Source organism: Clostridium sp. Marseille-QA1073, assembly GCF_054863625.1.
Genome location: NZ_JBSVQM010000003.1, coordinates 1 through 16789 on the forward strand (window position 1 = coordinate 1; position 16789 = coordinate 16789).

A 16789-nucleotide genomic window follows, 5' to 3' on the forward strand; every position below is an offset into this window, starting at 1 on the left:
AGCTCAAATAATTCAATGGCATAATTATATAAGTTCATAAAATTAAATTTGAAATTAGTACATCTATAAGTATCTAATATGAAAATTTAAAATATATTAAGGAGGATTTATTATGATATTCAATAATTTAATAGATATGATAGGACAAACACCAATAATAAAACTTAATAAACTAGTAAGTAAGGATATGGCAGAGGTATATGTAAAACTTGAAAGATATAACCCTGGTGGAAGTGTTAAGGATAGAGCCGCACTAGGAATGATAGAAAAAGCTGAGAAAATGGGACTTTTAAAGAGTGGTGATGTTATTGTAGAACCTACTAGTGGTAATACTGGAATAGCATTAGCTATGATTGGAAGATCCAAAGGATATAAAGTTATAATAGTTATGCCTGACACTATGAGTGTTGAAAGAAGAAATATTATAAAAGCTTATGGTGCTGAGTTAGTATTAACTGAAGGTACTAAAGGTATGAAAGGTGCAATAGAAATGGCCTTAGATCTTGCTAAAAATAATGAGAACTACTTTGTACCTCAGCAATTTGAAAATATTGCTAATGTAGAAAAACATTACGAAAGCACTGCAGAGGAAATATTAAATGACATACCTGATTTAGATGCTTTCATAGCAGGTGTAGGTACTGGAGGAACTATTTCTGGTGTAGGTAAAAAACTTAAAGAAAAAATTTCTAATATAGAAATAATAGCTGTTGAACCTTTTAACTCCCCTGTTTTATCAGGTGGTTCACCTTCTCCTCATAAAATTCAAGGAATAGGTGCAGGTTTTGTTCCTAAAATATATGCTGGCGAAATAATTGATTCAATAATGACTGTGAAAGATGAAGATGCTTTTAATACTGCAAAACTTATGGCTAGCGAAGAAGGTTTCTTAGTGGGTATATCTTCTGGGGCTAATATATATGCTGCTTTAGAAATAGCTAAAAAATTAGGACCAGATTACAAAATTTTAACTATTGCACCAGACGGCGGAGAAAAATATTTCTCAATGGGGCTGTATGATTAATTCTACTTTTATAATTTGGGTGTGATTTTATGTTTAGATATATAGTAGAAGATTTAAAGACAATTAAAAGTAAGGACCCTGCAGCTAAAAGTTTATTGGAAGGCTTTTTATATCCATCTTTTTATGCACTATTGCTTTATAGATGGGCTAATAGATTATATAAAATACGTTTTTATTTCTTAGCTAGATTTATTTCTCAGCTTGGAAGATTTTTAACAGGTATTGAAATTCATCCAGGAGCTACTATAGGAAGAAGACTTTTTATAGATCATGGTATGGGTATTGTAATTGGAGAAACTGCTGAAATTGGCAATGATGTAACTATTTATCATGGTGTTACCTTAGGTGGTACAGGACATGATCAAGGTAAAAGACATCCTACTTTAGAAGATAATGTGTTAGTTGGCGCTGGGGCAAAAGTTCTCGGTCCTATAACTCTAGGAAAAAATTCAAAAATTGGTGCCAATGCAGTAGTTTTAACTTCCATTCCTGAAAACTGTACTGCTACTGGAATACCAGCAAAAGTAGTAAAGCCGAAGATAGAGCATTTAAGGCTAATAGAATATGTTATATAAAAAATTAACATTAGTATGATAATTATTGTTATGAATTTTAACTCTACCCCTTGGGAATACTAAAGAATCTACATTATTCCCAAGGGGTACTTTAGTATTCCAATTAAAACTATTGAATTGACAACTTACAATGAAGAATTTATGATATGATAGTACTTTAAGAATTATATATAAGAGGTAAGGTAATGAACGATTTTAAAAATTTTAATATAAGCCATAATATGATAAAATCTATAACTTCAGTAGGTTATGAATCACCATCTGAAGTTCAAAAAAAAGTTATTCCTTTGGCACTTAAAGGAGAAGATTTAATTGTAAAGTCTCAAACTGGCAGTGGTAAAACTGCTTCTTTTGGTATACCACTTTGCGAAAGACTAGAGACAGAGAAAAATGCAGTTCAAGCTTTGATTTTAACTCCTACTAGGGAATTATCTATACAAGTAAAAAATGAAATTTCTAAATTAGGTCTTTATAAAAAAATTAAGGCAGTATCTCTATATGGTAAAGAGCCTTTTTCTCTTCAAAGGAAAGAATTATCCCAAAGAGTCCATGTAGTAGTAGGTACTCCTGGAAGAGTTTTGGACCATATTACTAGAAAAACTCTTAATGTTGAGAATATCAAGTATCTTATAATAGATGAAGCAGACGAAATGCTTAATATGGGTTTTATTTCTCAAGTTGAAAGTATTATAAAATCTCTTCCACATAAAAGGCAAACTATGATGTTTTCTGCTACCATTTCTGAGGAAATTAAAGCTTTAAGTAAAAAATATATGAATTCTTCTCACACTACAATTGAAGTATCTCCTGAAAAATTAACCTTAGATAATATATCTCAAGGTCTTTATATAGTAGAAGATAATAAAAAATTAAAACTACTTATGGATTTAATTAAAACAGAAAATATAACTCAAGCTATTATTTTTTGTAGAACAAAAGATAGAGTTAGTGATGTGTACCAAAAATTAGGAAAACACAATCTTCCTCTTTGTGAGATTCATGGAAACATGCTTCAAAAAGATAGGTTAAGTACCATAAAAGGTTTTAAAGAAGGTAAATATTTATTTATGATTGCCACTGATGTCGCTGCAAGAGGTATTGATATTTCTACAGTAAGCCATGTTATAAATTATGACCTCCCATTAGAGGTAGAAGCATATGTACATAGAATAGGAAGAACTGGTCGTGCTGGTGAAAGTGGTACTTCACTAACTTTTGTAACGCCTTATGAAGATAAGTTCTTAAAAGCTATTGAAGAATTTATCTCTATGAAAATCCCTGTAAAAACACCACCTTCTGAAGAAGAAGTTAAATCTTCTATCAATAAAGAGTTTAAAGTAAAAATTAAAACTCCATCTAGTAATGATAATGTTGTTAAAATATATATTAATGGTGGTAAAAAGAAAAAGATAAGACGTGGAGACATAGTAGGTGCTTTAACTAATAGTGGAAATATTCCAGCTGATTCCATAGGAATTATAGACATTTATGATACCTATAGTCATGTAGATATATTAAATGGTTATGGCAAGACTTTACTTAAATCTCAAAGTGAAATAAATATTAAAGGAAAACCTACTAAAATTAAAAAGGCAAAAAGCTTGATTAATTGAGAATTTAAATATAACTTAAAAATCGTGATTTTATCACGGTTTTCTTTTTTTCTCGCAATTTTGCATTATTAGGAATTATATATTATAATAACTTTGTTCTAAATATTGCATTTATGTTAATATTTTCATATTTATATTATTAACATAATTTTATATTAACTTTAAAGATAATAATATTTAGCTAATTATTTTAATATTTTAATGGGGTTAAATTGTTTAAGACGTCTTCAGAAAATGATCAGTTACTATACTAATCGACTTTAGGCGACTAATATAAAATTATAAGGGGGATTTGTAAATGAACAAATCAATAAAAAAAATTATTACTTTTTGTACAGTTATGGTATTATCTTTAACTGTAGTGGGATGTTCTAAAAAAGATCCATCTCAAGAAGGAAATTCATCTAAAAAAGAAACGGTGGAAAAAAAAGAGGCTATGACACCAGAACAAGTTTTAGATGAATATTTTAAAGATGTAAAAAAAGCTGAAAATTTAAAATCACCTAAGGATGTTAATACAGTTTTAGCTAAAGCTTTTAATAATGGTGATTCTAATGTAGATTTTGTTAAAGAAATGGGAAAAGAAAATACAGATAAATTTATCAAGGATTTTATGATTCCAATAGCAAATAACATAGAGTATAAAATAGTTGAAACTAATATTAATGACAACAAAGCTACAGCAAAAGTAAATATAACTGCTATAGATATTAGTGAAAAAATTGAAGATATATTTGGTGGACTTATAAGAGAAGGTATGAAATTAGCTCTTGATGGAAAAGAACCTACAGATCAAGAGATGGCTGGAATTCTTATAAATGAGTTGATAAATGCATCAAAAGGAGAAAATGTAAAGAAATCAAGTTCTAATATAGAAATGACTCTAGAGAAAAAAAATAATGAATGGATTATTAATGAAAATACTCAGCTTGAAGATATATTAGCTGGAAATCTAAATAAGATAGGAGAAAAATTCAAATCCTTTGATATGGGAACTCCAAGCAATTAATAAATTTTATTTTTTAGTATCAATTAAATATTTTAATCTATTATAAGGTACTTCTTTTAAGAGGTACCTTTATTTTATTAGCTTAAAAAAATTATGCTAATTACTTCATTTAGCATAGTTTTTTTACATTTAATTGTATAAATCTTAATGAAAACCATAAGAAAAGTACGAACTATTCTCTATTAAATATCTCCATATCTCCTAGTAGTGTAATTTCATTATTATCAACAATTATTCCACCAGTATCTTTAATTGCATATACCTTATCTTTCTTTTCAGTTAATACCTTGTTGATATAACTTTTTTGCATTTCTGTCTCCTCATAATGAACTTCAATACCAAAATCTTTTATCAAATTTAATCCTTTATTATATGAAAATTTATCATAGTCTTTATCAGGAGTAATATGATACTCTGATATCTGAATCATTGCTCCAGCACTACTGCCTATAATAACATCAGTAAAATTTTCAATGTCATTTATTAAGTCAAATTCCTTTAAACGACACATCATTTTATCAGGTAAACCTCCAGTGAAAAATATTATATCGCTATTTTTCACCTTTTCTTTTGCATTTTCCTTAGTATCTTTAAAATAATTTATCCAGTTTATATTTTCTTCTGCAACTCCATAGCTCAAAAATGGTAGAATAACACTGTTGTAATACTTTTCACTATTTTTACTGTAAGCATATTGCCATTCCATATCATTACTTATCTTTTCATTAAAAGAAAATGGTATTATCAAAACCTTATCATTACAATTTATGTATTTTTCTATTATATCTTTTGCCCATCTTTCATGGAAATTATATTCACTAAATAGTATATTAACCATTAATATCCCCCCTATTAATTCGCCATAACGTTATATTATATAATGGCTCTCTACAAATATTAATATATTAAAGAATATTTTATATCATTAAAAAAGAAACTTTTATTCATTGTTTCCTTTTTAATATAGATGATGCGATACTATATGCTGAATATCAGAAAGGAAATATACCTAGAGTAATATATTTGCCATCCTTACTTTTAAGTGCTGAAAGTGTTAATAAAATTGATATTATAAAAAGAATTACATTAATAATAACTCTAGCAAACATGAATATACCTCCAAGATTTAACTTAGAGGTATATTCACTGCAAAGCATTTAAAATCCTTTTAACTTTTAATATATTAAAATAAACGTAATTAATTGAAAACTTCTTATAATACACTAAAAGTTCCCTTTAACTCTTAATTTTTTTCTCTTAATTTTTCATTCCCACAGAAAAGTTTTTATTATAGAAATTCAACTTATTATTATAAAACATATATAAGAATTCTTAATGAAAATCTAACTTATACATAATTAAAACAAGAAAAATTCTTTTCTATGAATGAAAAATAAAGAATTATAGTTAAAACTCCACTGTCCAATCCTGCAGAGTTTTTTATAAAAAATTTTATTTTAACTTTTCACTTATATCACTATAATATTTACCCTACTTTTACCCTAACGCTGATTAAAATCTTTATAGCTCTCTCTCTTCTACTTTGCAATTACTGTTAATAACTTTTTTAGCTATACTTAAAGATACTAACACTACTAAAGCTGTAATTCCCCATTTTTTTATCTTACTATTTTTTTCTATGTTAATATCCCTTGTATCACTAACCTCATTTTCCATGCTTCTTCTAATAATATTCATAAAGTATACATCCTTTCATCATTAAATTTATAATGTAACTAAGAATAATTATTTTTCATCTTAGCTTTCTATAATCATATACTAAGTTATTTAAATTAAAAGAATAGTAATAATAGCTTAAAACAACATTAGATACAAATTAGAAATTCTAATCTTATCATTTAAATCCTACTTTTTCATAATTTTATATTCTCTACCTTTAAGTTAATGGTATAATTTGCATATAAAATTGTAATCTCGATAATTAAAAAATTAAAGAGTAATGGAGGAACTTATATATGATAAAGCAGCTTAATTTAAAGGATGAAAAAGTTCTAGAAAAAATATTAGATGTACAAATAGCATCTTATAAGATTGAAGCAGAAATTATTGGATTTGATGAAATACCACCATTAAAAGACACAATTAATACTTTAAAACAATGCAATGAAACTTTTTACGGATATTTTATTGATGATATTCTAGCTGGCATTATCTCCTATAAAATTGAAGATGATACTTTAGATATCTATAGAGTTGCAGTACATCCTTCTTTCTTTAAAAGAGGTATTGCAAAGGAGCTTATTAACTTTATAGAAAAAATTAATAATATAAAAAATATAATAGTATGTACAGGAAAAGAAAACATGCCTGCTGTAAATCTATATATGAAAAATGGCTATAAGAAAATTAAAGACATTAAAATTAAGGAAGGATTTTATTTAACATCCTTTAAAAAAACATTATAATGTAAAACTATAATAAATTAATTCATAATATTAATGAATTATATAAAAAAATAACTAGCCAGTATTCTTGTCTAGTTATTTTTTATCATATTGATGTAAATTATATTGCTCAATTAAGCTTATAAGCGTAACTGCATAGTTAGGATCTGTGGCATATCCTGCTCTTTGCAATGCAAAAGCTTGCCCAATATGATCCTTTGCATTAAAAAATCCTGCCTCAGAATAAATACTATTTTCAACTAAAAATTTTCCGTGATCTTCAAGAGAATGATCCCAGGAATCATAAGCTCTAAAAGCTGCTTTAACCTCAACCTTCACTCCTCCATACCATTCATAGGTTAGCATTTCAACATATTTTCCACTCCAGTAAAAGGCCTTTATACCAAATAAATTATTTGCTTTAGCTGTAAGTCCAGAGCTCCCCCAACCAGATTCTAATATTGCCTGTGATATACTTATTGACGGCAATACTCTATATTTTTTGTAAGTACTCACAGCTCCCGGTATTACTTTATTAATGAATTCTTCTTGTGTTAAGTTAAGAGGTACGCCTTCTCCATCTATTAGAATTCCTCCTCCAAACTGTTCATTTAACAGATTTAGCCCTATATCTCTATATAGTTTAATATCTCTCTTTTCTTCTTCTGAAAATCCCATCTCATCCATTACTTGATCTAGGTTTTTTCTTCTATAGACTGTTACCTTTTCTACTCTTTCTATTTCTTCCCCTTTACTATTTGTAGTAATAACTTTTCTTTCTTCTGTATATTTTTCTATAAAAAGTTCTCCTAAGGATAAAACATCACCAGATTTTACATCTTTAAAATTTTGTTTATATCTAACTGCATCAATTGCCATTAAATCACGCCAATCAACTTTAACATTTTCCTTGCTAGCACTTTGAGCTCCACTTATATACATTCTAATAATCTCCTCATCTGCTGCTGGCACCGTTTTAATTACTACGAATGAGGTGGCAAACATAATAGGTATCATAAGTAATGCAATAAAAAAAAGTAATATCTGCTTCCAGTATTTTTTTAATAGTGATGCACCCTTTATGACCACATATGGATTCATATAATCACCAGCCTAACCTAAGTTTAAATATCTTGATTTAACTCCATATATTTCTTCAAATTGAACAGGATCTATAACTTCTAATTCAAATTTCGATGCTCTAGTTTGTATAACTACCCTTTGAGAACCAACAATAAATATACCTTTGCCTTTGCTCCCTTTTTTCTTACCGCCTGTACCTTTTAATATTTTTATCTCACTATCACTAAATGAGTATAGTTTTTTAGCTACAGGAATATCACTTTCTCCTAGTCGCATAAATAATTTAAAATATGAATTATCTATAATCGCTTGTCCAAATCGAGGAATACTTAAAAAGTCCGGTAAGTTTTGAGTTGCAGTGATAAGTCTTATTCCAAATCCCCTCCCCTGTTTACTTAACTTAGTAGATAAAAACATAAGTGTCTGTGGATTTTGAGGATCTGCAAACTCATGACATTCATCTACATATATATCTTTTCTTGTAGGATTTATAGTTCCATCCTTCTTAGCAAATTGCCAGGTATCTTTAAGTAAAATATCATATAATGGTTTTTTAACAGCCTCAGGAATATTAGATATATCAAATACAGTAAACTTGTCAAAATTCCAATTTGTTTGACCATTAAATATTTTAGAGTAAGTACCTTTTGAATATGGTTTAATACAGGCTTTTAAATATTTTCTTCTTTCCAATTCCATCTCTGTATCAGAGTTTTTTATTTTTTCTTCCATTACTTCATCTAAAGTTGACATAGTACAAAATTCTTTAGGTAGTTCTATGCTTTGAAAATTCAGACCACATTTTTTATATGAATCTCTTATGTCTTCTTCTAACAAACTTTCATCATAGGGTGTAAGCTCCGGAATTATCCATTTAAAAAATACTATAAGATCCATTATTTTTTGAGATAAATATATTCCAATATCACTTTTCACTTCTTGTTGTTCTATAGAATTATCTGATACGGTATTTCTAATATGAAATGGATTAACTATGGTTCCTGAAGTTGCAGAAAATATATACCTTTTCCCCCAAGGGAAATTTAAATCTCCTTTAATATCGAACATGATTGTATAATCAACATAGGGTATATTTCTTATAGCATCAGTTTTTATAAAAAATGTTTTTCCTGAGCCTGAATCTGCTAATATACACATATGAGCATTGTTATATAATTTATTTCTATAGTTTGCTATTACTAGTCCTCTACTTATTTCATTTTCTCCAATAAGAGTTCCGCTTTGTTCCATGAATTCTGAAGAATCGAAGGGTATTATTGATGCTACATCCTTTGTGCTCAAATTCCAAATATAATTTTCAGTAATTTTATTATCTGCAAGAATGGGCATTATCGTATAAAAAGATTCAAAACCCTTTCTTTTAATTTCTGTGCTTTGAAGATAAGAGCTTGATATCTTAGATCTTACTATGTTTGAAAGAGTATCAAGTTCTTGAATATCCTTTGCACTTATTCCTATGGTTATATTGGTATCATAAAGATTGACGTTATCATTTCCTAACTCTTCTATCATGCTTTTAGCACTTTCTTCTTGTTTAAAGTATTTTTGTCTTGAGGCCTCATCCTTTGCTGATATTGCCCTGGCATTTAGTTCATCAACGGCTTTAGACAATTCTTTTATTATAGTAGCTTTATTTTTGGGATTTAATATTATTGCAATATTTACATCTCCTCTTATGTTTAATAGCTTTTTAAGCCATCTATATTCATCTACATTTTGAGGGTATTTTGATATAGCATAAAATCTATATAATCTATTTTCTATTTCTAAATGTCTACCATCTTTAAATCTTACAGCGTTTTGTGGATATATATTCTCTAGTAACCAGTCCTCTTTATAGGGTTCTACCTGACTTTGTTCTGGATTCATCTTTTCGTATAATAACTGCTTTATTTCTTTTTCTTTTAATTGCTCTACATACATTTCCTGTGATTCTAGTTCATTTTTCACACTTATATAAGCATCTTCTAAAACTTGTCTTGCAGTGTCACTATTTTTATCTTTAATTTCTAAAACCATGTAAAAATTTAATACGGTTCTGCTTTTATTAGCTATACTTTCTAAATACTTCTTTTGTTCTTCTAAAAGTTCTATTCTAAATTCATCAGATAATTCTTCTTTTTGTTTTTCTATATTTTTAATATTAAGTGATATATCGACCCTTTCACTTTGTATATAAATGCCTTGCCTTCCTTCAAATGAATTTAGCGCTCCTTGAATAGCATTAGATACATCTCTTAACATATCTTCTGGTGCAAGTTCTCCATTGATGGGAGTAACTTTAGCAACTAATTTATATTTATGATCATTTCCTATAATAATGTCTTTCACATCTTTTATGGGTAAGTTAAAAGTTTCTTCTTTATTTTTTATATTATTTTTCTTTGATATCTTGGATTTTGTTCCAAATAACTTTGTTAACATCTTTTAACTCACATCCCCTCTCATAAATTATGTCGCCTTCTAATTCATATCTTATGATATCCTTCAAAATATCTAATCCTGTTTCTCTATTGTTGAATTCAGCAAATAAAATAGTAGTTAGCCCTATTGATAATACCCCCAAAAATAAAGTTATAGGACTAAAATTACTTAATATTGCGAAAACTTCTATAATAAAAATGGGAAAAAATTTAATAAAATTTCTTGCAGTCATTGGTCCTATTTTAACTCTACCATCCACATGTCGTGGAATACTTCTTTTATTCATGATTACACTCCTTAATTAAACTAATGGTCCAATAGGGGACGAAGATTTTACCATACGTTTCATGGCTCTCATTTTTCCATAGCCTCTTGCAGCAGTTCCCGCTGTTTTAACTGAAATGGAACCTGCGCCAGAAGTATATAAAAAATTCCTTAAAACTTGAGGGCCTTTAAGCATTATAGAAATAGATGCTATACATAATATTGCCATCATAATTCCATCTACAGTAGTCATTATTGTAATTAATATTTGAAGCAAAAACATGTGTATTGATTGAGTGAATACAATACATATGGTCTCTTTAAACCATACCTCAGCACCTTCTCCATCGTTTACAATAGATACAGCTGCAATTGGAGCAAATAAAATACATATAAGTAATTCAATATATCTTATGCTTCCTGCAATAGCTAATATAAGAAACCCTATTCCTAGGATTAATAGTACTAAAATCATAAGCTGCCCTAAATCAGAAAGATTACCTACTAAAGTTTTTGTCTTACTAAAATGTTCTTCAGTTATTTCAAATCCTATAGCTTGAATAAACCTCATTAATGCATTATTAATCGGTAACAAAACATCTATCACTAAATAAGGTAATACATAAATAGCAGCACCTGACTGCAAAACTTTAATCATAAGTGCTGAAATTGATCCATTATTTCCTCCTAATATACCGCCGCTTTGATATTTTAAAGCTTCCCAGGCTATTCTAACTAATAGAAATGAAGCAGCAATTATTTGAATATACACTAAGTATTTATTAATATTTACATATTTATTTATGTCAGTTATATTAATAATAGTTTCCGTTATAAATTTAAATGCCTCATTTATTATGTTAGAACATAACTTAGCAAAAAAACCCCAGATTCCTTCTGTAATATTATTAATAATCCAATCCATATTGCATCTCCTTATTTACTAAGAGTGACTTCTAACTGATTATCAATAAAGAATTTTTCAAACTTATCCTATAAAGAAAAGACTCTAAATCAATTTTTCAGTTAAAAGCTAATAATAGAATTACTAACTTAAATTCTAAACTTTATTAATTTCTATCTACATACTTTTACTATATATACATACAGCTCTAAAATTAATTTACTTTTGAAGTAACATACTCATTTCTTAATAGTTAAATAATGATATGTTAATTAACTCGTTGTGCTAGTTAATCATTAGCAATATTTACAAATAGAAAAACTCTAGCATTTTTGCTAATCTATCATCAAAAGAACCAACAATCAATGATAGGAGGAAAGCAATATGCTAGAGCTTAATAAAAATTCTACCATAACAATAAACAACTTAAAAGATTTTATTACTGTCATTTATGTTATAATTGATGATATTTACCAAAAAGTAACTCCAGCATACATAAAGTATCGCCGCAACATTGATAAAAGCAATAATGTCAGATAGTGAAATTATAACTCTATCCTTAGTGGGTGTAGAACTTTTAACTATTGATTCTGAAAAAGCATGGTTTGGATTTCTCGAAAAATCTAAGAGATTTATTTCCTAAATTTTGTACTAGAACAAGATTTCATAGAACTAGAAAATCTCTTTTTAAAGTAGTTGAAGTTATTCTATGAACTAACAAGTTTCCTTAACTATCAACATGACGTTTAGAATCATAGATAGTATGCCTATACCAGTATGCGCTTTGTGCTACACTTTCACAGATCTTTTAAGCCGGAGGCTGCTCACGGTAAATGTGCTTCCAAGAAACAAACTACTATGGTTTAAATTACATGCTATCATAGCTCTAGATGGATATATATCAGATTTCATCTTAACTTCAGCTGATACAGACGATAGAGTCGCAATATGGGACTTAACAGCTACCGCTCCATTTACAACAGTTATTGGAGATAAAGGTATTGGAGAAAGCCTAGCTTTACATTTGAAATCTGAAAATCACATAAACCTATTAACTATAAAACGTACTAATTCTAAAGTTAAAGTTTCAAAACAGTCAGAAGAATGATTTTTAAAGCTCGTCGGAGAGTTGAAACTTCTTTTTCTCAGCTTTCTGGACAATTAAATATCCAAAGAGTTTTAGCAAATCTATAGGACTCAATTTCTAGAATAACAAATAAAATTTTAGCCCATAATTTGAGCTTTTTCATAAATAAAATCTTAAATATTAATTCTAATATTGCAAAAATCAAGGATTTAATATTTGGATAAAACTTTTTAAAAGAACATTTTAAATTCTTAGGATTACTATGCCAATGTACTATGGAATAATAATCCTATTAATGAAAAATTATCTTTTAGCACAACAGGTTAATTAGTAAAAATTAATTTTAATCATAATTGTGAATTCAAACACCTAAAGATGTAACTATATTGGCTTATACTGAACTTTGCAACTAGTATGTTTATACATATGAAAGCTTGTCCTACTTACTAAAAGCTTCAGCAATAATCTGAAGCTTTTAGTTTATACTTTCATCTTGTCCACTACATAAGTTGCAAACCAAATTAAAAAGAAAACACCTCCACCCATGTAAACAGTCTTTTTAATGTTTGATATAGCTTCCGCTTTCTCTGATCCATCCCCTTGGAAATATTTAAATGAGTGAATAAGAATTACTACTACTGTAACCACTGCCACTAAAGCTAAAAACCATCCCTTAATATCATTTAGTATTGCTGTTATCTTAGGTACAAATGGATTACTTGAAGCCATTATTAAAAAATTCATAATTAATATACCCCCTTCCTTTTTCTATTTAATTATACTAAATATTTACTTTAATATAAAGATTTTTACAAATATTTATTTAAAAAGTTATATTGTCCATAAATATCCTATATTTTACAATGCATATTTTAATAAATTCTACAATGATTTAGTTTCTCCTACCATAAATCTACATATTTATATTTTAAATTTATATACACACTAAACTTTTATATATTTTTTCGACATATAAAGGAAAAATAAAACTCTATTGAATTATGTTTTGTAACATACTAAATAGCTACTTTTAATATCTTGCATGTATTGATTTTTATAAGATATACTCTAGGAGGTGAAATTGTGAAAAGAATATTAGTCATTATATTTCTTGTAATCTTATCAAATATTTCATTTATAAGTTGCAGCAATGAAAACCAAATTAAAAATGAACCAAAATTTGCAATATACCTTGTAAAGGAAGAGCATAAAAGTGGCGCTTTAAGTTACGGAAGAAATGAAAAAGGCGAATATATAAAATCTGAGTTAACCCTTGAGGAATTACTTATAGATGAAATACCATTAATTACAGAGGAAGATATAAAAAAATATCATTGGAATACTCATGAAGTAGAGCTAACTAAAAATTATTTAAAAAAACATAAGATTAAAGTGAGTTATAATGCAAATTCTGATAATACAGGAAGTAATTTATTAGGAACAAAAGAATGGGATGCGGTTGTTATAACAGAGCAAAAGGTAAAAGAATCTATTGTGCAGGATTTCCCCTTAGCCTAAGAAGATCAAATTTTTTACCTGAAATTTTAATTAGAGATGTAGAAAGTAGGCTTTATTGATAAACTTGGTAATAAAAGTTCAGAAGATGTACGAAACAGTAAATATATTTATGAAGCATTAAAAGAAGTTAATATTTTAATAGAAAAATAACTGTAGAATTTAAGGTAATTTTTACTTAACTTTAAGAGGTAAAAATAAAGTATGAAATAGTTTTTTATATAATTAATATATAAAACTACAGCTTAGAAAGACTGAAGCTAGCTTTTATTCCTTTAAGCTGTAGTTTAAAATTTATATATTTGTGCTGATATCTTAATAGTATATAGATTCTCTATAAAAATAGCTTAATTCCTTAAAATTAAGGATTGATAATTAATGTACAAATTTAAGAAGAATTTCATCTTTAGTTAATTTCTAAAATAAAATTTATTCTAATAAATTACTGAGGCTATGCCGGTGAAATTTTAACTATAATTCTTTATTTTTCATTTATGAAGATTTATTTATAAAAAAATTCACTTTTTAAAAGTTCTGTTTTTTCTCCAATATGATATATTTTTAAATTGTGAAGTGGCCTTGTCATAGCTACATATAAAAGCTTCACATCTAGTTGATTTTCTGAGTAATTTTCTTTAGAGGCATTACATATAATTACCATATCAAATTCTAATCCCTTTACAAGATATGAAGGTATTAATACAACTCCTCCAGTAAAATCATTTTCTCCACCTTCAACTAAGTTAACTTTTATATTGTTCTTATCTAATTCTATCTTAAGCCTTTTACATTCTTCTAAGGTTTTACATATCAAAGCAAGAGATTTATATCCCTTATTCTTATTCTCGCTTATATCCTTTTCTAATTGCAATGCAAGACTATAATAATCTTCCACTGAATTTATAGTTATTTCTTCTCCATGTCTTATAACAGGTTTAGCTACTGGCAATTTTTCATCTTTTAATGTTTTTAATACTTCCGTTGCGCCATTCATTATTTCGATGGTTGTTCTATAGCTCTGTTCTAAGCCAAGCATTTGAGCTTCCTCCTCAAAAATATAGTTATTAACTACATCCCAATCCTTGGTTCCTCTATAACTATATATTCCTTGACATATATCTCCTAATATAGTCATTGAGCCAGAGCCTAATATTTCTTTCAATACGTGAAATTGTAGTAAGTTAAAGTCCTGGGCTTCGTCAATTACTATATGCTTTAAATTTAAGCTTTCTTCAATTCCATATACCTTCAACTTTATATACATAAGTGAAGCTAAATCTTCAATTTCTATTAGATTATTTTCTAAATTTTTTAGGGTCTCTTTTGCCAGTTCTCCTATTACACCATCTGGTTTCCATTTGATTAAAGATATGATAAATTCCTTATAATATTCTATTGTAGATAGTGGCTTAATATTTTTAAAATAATCCCTTACTAAGCTGCTTAGTTTATTCTTAACCCTTTTAAAAAGTTCATCTCTTTCATCAGCAACCTCAATAATTTTAGCCCTTCTTTCAGGTGAATCTTTGAAAGCCCATCTAATTTCATTGAGTTTATCCTCATAATCATTTTCTATTTTATCTAATATCTTTTGCTTATCACCTTTTGTTTTATTTATAAAATGCTTTCTTATTTCATTTATTCTCTTTTCAAAAGGCAAATAACTATAATTATTTTTAAACAATTCTACTATTTCCTTATATGAATAAAGGATTGTTTCATTTACTTTAAAGTCTAATTTAGGAATATAATTTACTTCTACATGTTTAAGAAATCTATCTATTAATTTTTTAAATTCTATGGAAGTTTTAAAGGAAGTGATTTTTGAGAGATTTTTATTTCCTTCAATTATATTTCTAAGTTTTATTGATGGATCAATTATTTTTAAATCTTCCCCTATAAATTCAAGGGCAAAATCCTCAAAGGTATTTTGTTTTACATTATCCACACCTAATTCCGGTAAAACATCTGATATATAGCTTAAGAAAAATCTGTTAGGAGCTATTATCATAAAATTATCTGGTGATAGAGTCTTTTCATTGTTGTATAATAGGTATGCTATTCTATGAAGCGCTATGGTAGTCTTTCCTCCACCAGCAGCTCCTTGAACTATTAGAGGTTTCCACATATTAGCCCTTATAACTCTATTTTGTTCCTCTTGAATAGTTGAAACTATATCTTTTAATCTATTATCCTTTAAAGAATTAAGACTTGCTTGAAGAAATTCATCATTAGTGGTTATGTCTATATCATAAATGTCTAAAAGCTTAGATTTTTCAATGGCATATTGCCTTTTTAAGCTTATATTACCATTTATGCCCCCATCTTCACACTCATACTGAGCAGTTCCTAATCTTCCCTCATAGTAAAGAGTAGCAATTGGAGCTCTCCAATCTACTATTAAAAGTTCATTACTTTCATCATCAACTAAAGAAGTTTTTCCTACATAAAGCTTTTGAATATTTTCTTTGCCTTCTTCTTTAAAATCAACTCTAGCAAAATAAGGCTTTTCTATGCTTTTTTCTAATCCTCTCACCTTAGATTGTAGACTCTTTTGTAATGCAGTGTTTATAACTAATTCATTAAACTGTTCCGCGTTATCTGAGTTGTAATGGGAATATCCATAATTAACAGCCTCATCAAGTTCTCTTTTTTCTTCAAAAACTTTTTTGTTATAATTAATTAAGTATTCTAAGATGGTATTTAATCTTAATACCTCTTCATCATAATCAGGATGGTTATTTTTAACCATAGAGATCACCTCACAAATTTATATTTGTGCCACATTGTTCATTGAGACAAATTCTATTCTATATTAGATGTGGTAAAATGGAAAGCTCCCCCATGGTTTATGTAATTGTCTAT

16 protein-coding genes are annotated in these 16789 nt (G+C 27.8%); 8 read left to right on the forward strand and 8 right to left on the reverse strand.

Translation table 11 applies throughout. The features are described 5' to 3' along the window. The first annotated feature begins 112 nt into the window (after positions 1-112). The 4 genes from cysK (at position 113) to ACY1IQ_RS03160 (ending at position 4221) form a co-directional block, all read left to right on the forward strand. Positions 113-1024: a cysteine synthase A gene (gene cysK, locus ACY1IQ_RS03145; RefSeq protein WP_461612598.1), complete on the forward strand. Its 912-nt coding sequence runs from the start codon at positions 113-115 to the stop codon at positions 1022-1024. Positions 1025-1053: 29 nt separating this feature from the next. Next, positions 1054-1599, forward strand: a complete 546-nt coding sequence (gene epsC / locus ACY1IQ_RS03150) for a serine O-acetyltransferase EpsC (RefSeq protein WP_461612599.1) — start codon at positions 1054-1056, stop codon at positions 1597-1599. Between the two features lie 185 nt (positions 1600-1784). Next, positions 1785-3212: a DEAD/DEAH box helicase gene (locus ACY1IQ_RS03155; protein WP_461612600.1), complete on the forward strand. Its 1428-nt coding sequence runs from the start codon at positions 1785-1787 to the stop codon at positions 3210-3212. Positions 3213-3510: 298 nt separating this feature from the next. Beyond that, positions 3511-4221: a hypothetical protein gene (locus ACY1IQ_RS03160; protein WP_461612601.1), complete on the forward strand. Its 711-nt coding sequence runs from the start codon at positions 3511-3513 to the stop codon at positions 4219-4221. Positions 4222-4393: 172 nt separating this feature from the next. Here ACY1IQ_RS03160 and ACY1IQ_RS03165 read toward each other — a convergent pair whose 3' ends face one another. Further along, positions 4394-5059, reverse strand: a complete 666-nt coding sequence (locus ACY1IQ_RS03165) for a Type 1 glutamine amidotransferase-like domain-containing protein (protein ID WP_461612602.1) — start codon at positions 5057-5059, stop codon at positions 4394-4396. A gap of 683 nt (positions 5060-5742) precedes the next feature. Further along, a complete protein-coding gene (locus ACY1IQ_RS03170) occupies positions 5743-5919 on the reverse strand; it encodes a hypothetical protein (RefSeq protein WP_461612603.1) in 177 nt (58 codons plus the stop codon). A gap of 278 nt (positions 5920-6197) precedes the next feature. Between ACY1IQ_RS03170 and ACY1IQ_RS03175 the strand changes: the two genes are divergently transcribed. Continuing rightward, positions 6198-6647 (forward strand): GNAT family N-acetyltransferase, encoded by a 450-nt coding sequence (locus tag ACY1IQ_RS03175; protein ID WP_461612604.1) that lies wholly within the window; start codon positions 6198-6200, stop codon positions 6645-6647. Between the two features lie 75 nt (positions 6648-6722). Here ACY1IQ_RS03175 and ACY1IQ_RS03180 read toward each other — a convergent pair whose 3' ends face one another. The 4 genes from ACY1IQ_RS03180 to ACY1IQ_RS03195 are packed head-to-tail and all read right to left on the reverse strand — an operon-like array spanning position 6723 to position 11343. Further along, positions 6723-7727, reverse strand: a complete 1005-nt coding sequence (locus tag ACY1IQ_RS03180) for a glycoside hydrolase family 73 protein (protein WP_461612605.1) — start codon at positions 7725-7727, stop codon at positions 6723-6725. 12 nt (positions 7728-7739) lie between these two features. After that, positions 7740-10154, reverse strand: coding sequence for a VirB4 family type IV secretion system protein (locus tag ACY1IQ_RS03185; RefSeq protein ID WP_461612606.1), 2415 nt, complete (start codon positions 10152-10154; stop codon positions 7740-7742). After that, positions 10105-10440: a hypothetical protein gene (locus tag ACY1IQ_RS03190; protein ID WP_461612607.1), complete on the reverse strand. Its 336-nt coding sequence runs from the start codon at positions 10438-10440 to the stop codon at positions 10105-10107. The genes ACY1IQ_RS03185 and ACY1IQ_RS03190 overlap by 50 nt, the downstream gene beginning before the upstream one ends. A gap of 15 nt (positions 10441-10455) precedes the next feature. Further along, positions 10456-11343: a conjugal transfer protein TrbL family protein gene (locus ACY1IQ_RS03195; RefSeq protein WP_461612608.1), complete on the reverse strand. Its 888-nt coding sequence runs from the start codon at positions 11341-11343 to the stop codon at positions 10456-10458. Between the two features lie 363 nt (positions 11344-11706). Between ACY1IQ_RS03195 and ACY1IQ_RS03200 the strand changes: the two genes are divergently transcribed. Together ACY1IQ_RS03200 and ACY1IQ_RS03205 are read left to right on the forward strand one after the other, a co-directional pair. Next, positions 11707-11862, forward strand: a complete 156-nt coding sequence (locus tag ACY1IQ_RS03200; protein WP_461612609.1) for a hypothetical protein — start codon at positions 11707-11709, stop codon at positions 11860-11862. A 223-nt stretch (positions 11863-12085) separates the two neighbouring features. Beyond that, entirely contained in the window at positions 12086-12430 is a 345-nt protein-coding gene (locus ACY1IQ_RS03205) for a transposase (RefSeq protein WP_461612842.1), read from the forward strand. 459 nt (positions 12431-12889) lie between these two features. Here the strand turns inward: ACY1IQ_RS03205 and ACY1IQ_RS03210 are convergent, their stop codons facing one another. Beyond that, positions 12890-13153 carry a hypothetical protein gene (locus ACY1IQ_RS03210; protein ID WP_039637097.1) on the reverse strand — a complete coding sequence of 88 codons (264 nt, stop codon included), beginning with the start codon at positions 13151-13153 and terminating at the stop codon, positions 12890-12892. Positions 13154-13492: 339 nt separating this feature from the next. On the opposite strand from ACY1IQ_RS03210, the gene ACY1IQ_RS03215 reads away from it, so the two are divergent. Then, positions 13493-13927 carry a hypothetical protein gene (locus tag ACY1IQ_RS03215; RefSeq protein WP_461612610.1) on the forward strand — a complete coding sequence of 145 codons (435 nt, stop codon included), beginning with the start codon at positions 13493-13495 and terminating at the stop codon, positions 13925-13927. A gap of 499 nt (positions 13928-14426) precedes the next feature. Here ACY1IQ_RS03215 and helD read toward each other — a convergent pair whose 3' ends face one another. Continuing rightward, on the reverse strand, positions 14427-16676 hold the full coding sequence (helD, locus tag ACY1IQ_RS03220; protein ID WP_461612611.1) for an RNA polymerase recycling motor HelD: 2250 nt from the start codon (positions 16674-16676) through the stop codon (positions 14427-14429). Positions 16677-16789: the final 113 nt, after the last annotated feature.